This window comes from Pseudomonas sp. R62, from assembly GCF_000257605.1.
GTDB lineage: Bacteria > Pseudomonadota > Gammaproteobacteria > Pseudomonadales > Pseudomonadaceae > Aquipseudomonas > Aquipseudomonas atacamensis.
Map to the genome: position 1 here is coordinate 645446 of NZ_JH635998.1, position 6961 is coordinate 652406.

General features: G+C 58.7%; 7 protein-coding genes, 1 tRNA gene and 1 pseudogene. All 9 read left to right on the top strand.

What is annotated here, in order from left to right; translation table 11 throughout:
* The coding region (locus OQK_RS31000; protein WP_274380843.1) for an allophanate hydrolase-related protein at positions 1-1047 on the top strand (1047 nt) is incomplete at its 5' end.
* Positions 1048-1335: 288 nt separating this feature from the next.
* Complete coding sequence (locus tag OQK_RS04390; protein ID WP_016771292.1) at positions 1336-2823, top strand: sensor domain-containing diguanylate cyclase; 1488 nt, start codon at positions 1336-1338, stop codon at positions 2821-2823.
* Positions 2816-3046, top strand: a complete 231-nt coding sequence (locus OQK_RS04395; protein ID WP_016771293.1) for a cysteine-rich CWC family protein — start codon at positions 2816-2818, stop codon at positions 3044-3046. Before OQK_RS04390 ends, OQK_RS04395 begins: the two co-directional genes overlap by 8 nt.
* 33 nt (positions 3047-3079) lie before the next feature.
* Positions 3080-3772, top strand: coding sequence for a pseudouridine synthase (locus tag OQK_RS04400; protein ID WP_016771294.1), 693 nt, complete (start codon positions 3080-3082; stop codon positions 3770-3772).
* 316 nt (positions 3773-4088) lie between these two features.
* Entirely contained in the window at positions 4089-4973 is an 885-nt protein-coding gene (locus OQK_RS04405) for an alpha/beta fold hydrolase (protein WP_016771295.1), read from the top strand.
* A 158-nt stretch (positions 4974-5131) separates the two neighbouring features.
* Positions 5132-5205 (top strand) — tRNA-Gly (locus tag OQK_RS04410).
* Between the two features lie 436 nt (positions 5206-5641).
* Complete coding sequence (locus OQK_RS29045; RefSeq protein WP_016771297.1) at positions 5642-5821, top strand: type II toxin-antitoxin system HicA family toxin; 180 nt, start codon at positions 5642-5644, stop codon at positions 5819-5821.
* Between the two features lie 35 nt (positions 5822-5856).
* On the top strand, positions 5857-6264 hold the full coding sequence (locus tag OQK_RS04415; RefSeq protein ID WP_016771298.1) for a type II toxin-antitoxin system HicB family antitoxin: 408 nt from the start codon (positions 5857-5859) through the stop codon (positions 6262-6264).
* Positions 6265-6323: 59 nt separating this feature from the next.
* Positions 6324-6551: pseudogene (locus OQK_RS31005) on the top strand (transcriptional regulator); the annotation flags it as partial.
* Positions 6552-6961 lie beyond the last annotated feature (410 nt).

Consider the following 6961-nt stretch of genomic DNA (forward strand, 5'->3'; position numbering starts at 1 on the left):
GGCTCGGCGTTCGGCACGCCGCGGCCGTTTCGCTTCGGTGTGCCACGGGCACAGGATCTGGAGTTTTTCGGTTGCAGCGAGGGGCCGCAACTGTTCGCAGCGGCCATCGAACGGCTCAAGGCCTTGGGTGGCGAACCCGTCGAGCTGGACCTGTCGCCGTTTCTCGAAGCAGCGCGCCTGCTCTACGACGGGCCGTGGGTCGCCGAGCGTTACAGCGTCGCCGGTGAGCTGATGGAGCAGAACCCCGAAGCGGTGCTGCCGGTGATCCGTGCGGTGCTGACCAAGGCTCCGGCAGTGACTGGCGTGCAGACCTTTCGCGCGCAATATCGATTGCAGGCACTGAAGGCCCTCTGCGACGAGGCTCTGGAAAATCTCGACTGCGTGCTGACACCGACCATCGGCCGTCCAGTGACCCTGGCCGAGCTTGCGGCCGAACCGGTGCTGCGCAATTCCGAACTGGGCTATTACACCAACTTCATGAACCTGCTCGACTACGCCGCCGTCGCCGTGCCGACCGCGTTCATGAGCAACGGTTTGCCTTGGGGCGTGACGTTGTTCGGGCGGGTATTTACCGATCAGTATCTGTTAAGCGTGGCCGATGCCTTGCAGCGCCGGCAGGACAGTGCCCTGCCAGTTCCGACGACCCCTGCGCGCAATGACCGCGCTCGATTGGTGGTGTGTGGCGCGCACCTGCAAGGGCTGGCGCTGAACTGGCAACTGACCCAGCGTGGCGGGCGCTTGCTGGAAACCACGTTCAGTTCGCCGGACTATCGACTGCACGCCCTCGCCGGCGGCCCGCCATTGCGCCCGGGCATGGTGCGGGTCAAGGATGGCGGCGTGGCGATTGCCGTGGAGGTTTGGGAGTTGCCGAGCAGCGAATTGGGCTCGTTTCTCACCGGGATTCCGGCGCCGCTGGGACTGGGCAAGGTGCAACTGGCGGATGGGCGCTGGGAGAGCGGGTTTATCTGTGAGCCGTATGGGTTGGAGGGTGCGGTGGATATCAGTCATTTGGGGGGATGGCGGGCGTATCTGGCATCCCGGGGCTGATCCGAAAGCTCGCCCTCACCCTGGCCCTCTCTCCAGGGAGAGGGCCAGGGTGAGGCGATTGTCCATCGGTTGCCATTGGCTGATACCGAGTCGATCACAGATTTTCCATCACCCCCCATCCAGCTCCCTCTCCCCTGGGAGAGGGAGCTGGATGGGGGGTGAGGGGCTGCGATTTCCCTGACACACCGCTACGTCATATCTCCCGCCATTTCAGGCACAAATCCCGCAGTGTTTTCCCGACCATCCCACTAGAATGCATCCCATCGGGCCACTGCCAACGGATCTGCCATGCCGCTTCGTTCTCCCTTGTACTCGCAACGTTCACTGGTGCTCACCCTGGTTGCCCTGCTCGGCGCCGGGTTTCTCGCCACCTCGCTGTTGAGCTATTTCGCGTCCCGCGAGTCGATCCGCGACAACATCGTCAACACTGAACTGCCACTGACCTCCGACACGGTCTATTCGGAAATCCAGAAAGATCTGGTCCGGCCGATCCTGATTTCCTCGATGATGTCCCGCGATACATTCATGCGCGACTGGGTGGTCAACGGCGAGCAGAATCCCGAGCAGATGACCCGCTATCTCGACGAGGTCATGACCCATTACGGCGCCTACACGGCGTTCTTCGTTTCCAATGCCACGCTCACCTACTACCACGCCAAAGGCGTGCTCAAGCAGGTCAAAGTCGATGAACCGCGCGACACCTGGTACTTCCGCGTGCGCGACATGCAGGACCCGTACGAGATCAACGTCGACCCGGATCTGGCCAACAAGGACAACCTGACGTTCTTCATCAACTACAAGGTCTACGACTACCACAACCGCTTCATCGGTGCTGCGGGCGTGGGCCTCACCGTGGACGCGGTGATCAAGCTGATCGACAAGTATCAACAGCGCTATCAACGCAGCGTGTACTTCGTCGACACCTTCGGCCGCCTCGTATTGACCGGTGCCGAGGGTGGCCCGGAAGGCGCGCACATCGGCCAAAGTCTTGGCGAACTGGAGAGCATGAAAAGTCTGGTCAGCCAGTTGCCCAAGCCGCACAGCGGCAGCTACGAATATTCCACCCACGGCCAGGGGCATTTTCTCAACGTGCGGTTTATCCCCGAGTTGAACTGGTACCTGTTCGTCGATAAACGCGAGGACGGCGCGCTGAGCGAGATCCGCCAGTCGCTGTATCTCAATCTGCTGATCTGCCTGCTGGTGACGTTGATCGTGCTGGCCTTGCTCAATCGAGTGATCAAGCGCTTCCAGGCGAAGATTCAGGCGCACGCCACCCTCGACAGTCTCACCGAACTGCCGAACCGACGCGGCTTCGACATCCTCGCCGCGCAAGCGCTGCACGAGGCCCAACGGGAAACCAAGCCGCTGACCGCGTTGTTGCTCGACCTCGACCACTTCAAAGCCTTGAACGACACCTACGGCCACATGGCTGGCGATCAGGTGTTGATCGGTTTCGCCCGCGACCTGCAAAGTTGCCTGCGTCACGCCGATATCGTCTGCCGCTGGGGCGGTGAAGAGTTCATCGTTCTGTTGAAAGACACCGACGGTGAGACCGGGCAGAAAATTGCCGAGAAGATCCGCCAGCACGTCGAACAACACAAATATGCCTACGATGGCCACAGCCTGCATCTGACCGTGAGCATCGGCGCCACCACCGTGCAACGCGATGACACCTTGCACACTCTGCTGTCCCGGGCCGATCATGCGATGTACCGCGCCAAGCAAACCGGGCGCAACCGCACCTGCATGGAAATGCCGCACTCGACCTATGCCTGATAACGACGTCAAACCCGACCACTGCCCGGCCTGCGGTGCGCGCAACGACTGCAGCCTCGCCGACCCGCGCACCGCCGACCGCGAATGCTGGTGCTATGGCGTGACCATCGACCCGGCAGTGCTCGAAGCGCTGCCGGCCGAACTGCGCAATCAAGCCTGCCTGTGCCCGCGCTGCGCACAGGTCGAAGCGCAACTGCAAGCAGGCCGGCGGCCGATCCCGTAAGATGCGCGGCCCTTCGTCCGTTGAATCCTGACCATGCGCGTCGACCGCTTCCTCAGCAATCTGCCCCGCTACAACCGTCAGCAGGTTCGCCTGTTGCTGGTGGAAAAGCGCGTGCGGATTGACGGAAAAGTCGTCAGCAACCCGCACAGTGAGGTGCTGGAATTCAGTCGGGTCGAAGTCGACGATGAGGTGCTGCAGAGCGGCAAACCGGCGCGCTATTTCATGCTGCACAAACCCCCGGGCTGCGTCAGTGCCACCCGCGATCCGCAGCATGCGACCGTGCTCGACCTGCTCGATGAACCGCACAAGGACGATCTGCACATCGCCGGACGTCTGGATTTCAATACCACCGGGCTGATGCTGATCACCAATGACGGCGCCTGGTCGCGGCGCCTGACGCAGCCGCAAACCAAACTGGCGAAGGTCTATTACGTCGAAACCGAACAGCACATCGACCCGAGCTACGCGCTTAAATTTGCCGAGGGCATCTACTTCGCTTTCGAAGATCTGACCACGCAACCGGCGCAGCTTGAGCTGCTCGGCCCACGCTCGGCGCGACTGAGCATCGTTGAAGGCCGCTACCATCAGGTCAAGCGCATGTTTGGTTTCTTCAACAACAAAGTCCTGCGCCTGCACCGCGAATCCATCGGCGAACTGACCCTCGATCACGCGCTAAAACCGGGCGAGTACCGCGCTTTGCGCACCGAAGAGATTCATTTGTTCTAAGCCGGCGACCGCTCAGCCGAAGTTGTCGAACAATTCGCCGACGGCACTTGCGTGATCCTGAGTCCCCTGCTTGAATCAGGACGTCGGCCGAAATGTGACCGATGAGTCACCACATACTTCCAAGAAACTTTTTGTCGGTCGTCTGCCCTCAAGGGCTGCGCCTCAGCCGGCAATCTGCCCGCCAATAACAACACCCGTCGACCTGCCGTACCGGATCGACATGGGCCAGCAAATTTCAGGCGTATGCCTACCTGTCACAAAGCTCGTGCAATCTCGATTGCGCGCATACCCGCTTGCTTGCCAGGAGTCTTATGACATGAGGCCAGAAATCGCTGTGCTGGATATACAGGGTCAGTATCGGGTTTACACGGAGTTCTATCGCGCAGACGCCGCAGAAAAGACCATCATTCTGGTCAACGGCTCGATGGCCACGACTGCGTCGTTTGCACAGACCGTGAAAAACCTGCACCCGCAATTCAACGTGGTCTGCTATGACCAGCCCTACGCGGGCCGCTCAAAAGCCCACAACCGGCATGAGAAACATCTGACGAAGGAAGTCGAAGGGCAGATTTTGCTGGAGCTGATCGATCACTTCGCCGCCGAACACGTGCTGTCGTTCTCCTGGGGCGGCGCCGCCACTCTGGTCGCCCTCGCCCAGCAGCCCCGGCGCATCGAAAAAGCCGTGATCAGCTCGTTCTCACCGGTGATCAATGCGCACATGCTCGATTATCTCGAGCGTGGTGTCGATTACCTCGGCAGCCGCGACGGCGACCGGGTCGGCCATCTGGTCAACAACACCATCGGCAAACACCTGCCGTCGCTGTTCAAGCGCTTCAACTATCGCCATGTCAGCAGCCTCGCCGAGCATGAGTACGGACAGATGCACTTTCACATCAACGACGTGCTGCACAGCGATCGCCAGTGCTATCTGAATGCGGCGAAAAAGATCAGCGTGCCGGTGCTGTTCCTGAATGGCGAATGGGACGAATACACCGCTGCTGAAGACGCACGCCTGTTTGGCAATCACGTAGCGCACAGCAGCTTCACCACCCTGCAAGCCACCGGGCACTTCCTCGACATGGAGCACAAAGCCGCCTGCCGCGACAGCCAGAACGCTCTGCTGGGCTTTCTGAAACCTGCGCCGCAAGCCAGCCGAACGCGCTACTCGTTTGTGCAGGATCACCATGCCCTGGCCATTTGAAACAGCGTCATCGCGGGCAAGGCTGCAAGCTTGAAGTGCCTGTTGCACCGGCGCAGCCCTTGCTCGCGATCGACCGATTTCTGCGCGGCAAAGCCCTCGCAGAGAAAAAGAAAACTTCAAATCCGTGGCCGAGTCTGGTACAAAGTCAGCCGCTCTGAGCGGGTATAGTTTAGTGGTAGAACGAAAGCTTCCCAAGCTTTAGATGAGGGTTCGATTCCCTCTACCCGCTCCACCGAATATTGATCTCGCGTTGTGTTGTCCGACGAGGGATGCAGGAATAGAAAAAGCCGGCCTTGATGGCCGGTTTTTTTGTGTCTGGAAGTTGGTGAAAGACAATTTCCAAGGAAAAGCCTTCAGCTCCAAAAAGAACCCCAGCGACTCTGAAAATCATCCAGAGAAGGATCGCTACCAACGTCGCCCTCCTTCGTTGAAACGACGGGTAAGCTCGCTCTATCAGTCGCAATGACTGGCTGAGCGATCTGCTTTCATTTTGCGGCGTAAATGTCACCGCAAAACACTGCAACACAACCATCGTTCCTCCAAACACGCGCGGCCTAGACTGGGTTGACCACCTCGCCGGACGCCACAATGGCTGAACGGTAGCAAGTCTATTGATCTGTAGAATTCAGTAGGTATAGTAACCACCAAGCACACCACAGGGAGGTGTTGTGAACAGCCGTTTTTTAATCGGACAACTCGTCGCGGACGGTTGGTTTCTGGTACGTATTCGGGGCAGTCATCATCACTTCAAACATCCAACCAAACCAGGATTGGTAACAGTGCCGCATCCAAAAAAGGATCTGCTCAAAAAAACGGCCATCAGTATTTTGCAACAGGCCATGCTCTGAATCCGTTCTCAGCGTTGCCTTGGAGGATCACGAACATGCTTTACCCGATTGCGATTTCAATAGGCGACGAGGAACACGCTTGGGGAGTTGAAGTGCCGGACATTCCTGGCTGCTTTTCTGCCGGCGACGACCTTGATGACGCTGTCGCCATGGCGCGCGAGGCGATCGAAGGTCATTTCGCAATTCTGGCAGACGACGGTGCGCCGATTCCATCGGCCAGCAAATTGAGCCTGCATGTCGCCAATCCGCAGTACGCCGGATGTGCGTGGGCGGTAGTGGATATCGACGTGGTCAAATACCTGGGCAAAGCACAGAAGCTCAACATCACTCTGCCGGGGCACTTGCTCAATCGCATTGATGAGTACGTGTTACATCATCCTGAGGAGAAAAGCCGATCGGGGTTTCTGGCTTCGGCGGCGTTGAAGGTCTTGCAGCAGGGTTAAAAAATTCTTACTGCCCAACCGGCTCTCAGTCGCCGGTTTTTTCATGTCTGACGTTTGGGGAAATTCTCGCTCTGCTGATTGAAAAGTATGAGGAGCAGCATTTTCCGATGCCGCCCTCTGATCCCATTGAAGCCATCAAATTCCGTATGGATCAGCAAGGCTTGACGCCGCGGGATCTCGAGTCCTTTATTGGCACCAGTGGCCATGTTTCGGAAGTATTGAACCGCAAGCGCAAGCTGAGTCTGGCAATGATCAAACGTCTGCACGATGGCTTGCGTATTCCTTAGCAGACCGGTAGGAAGTCCAAAACCCGGCTCACCCGAGGGTGCCATGCGCACAGCCACCATCAAGTGCAGGCGAAGCCTGACTGGAAGGTACATGTGCAACCGTTGGTCAATCCAGGCCGGGCTGCTAAACCCGATCACTGGAAATCAGTGACGCGAACCAAGTTACCGACCGCCCGCCAGCCGCACAAGCAGGCGGATTCTGGCGTACCGGTAGGCAGCGGCGCAAGGATTTGTAGGCATCGGGACGTAACGCGATTCGACTTTAAACAGCCATGGCGCACCACGTGTAAAAGCCTGGAAAACAGAGGGAAATTTCCGACGAGTTCAGGGTGAACGAGTTGAAAGGATGCCAGAGGACGATGATGGTGGCGGTGCAGCGGTGATCGGTTTTGCATGCATCAAGAGGCCCC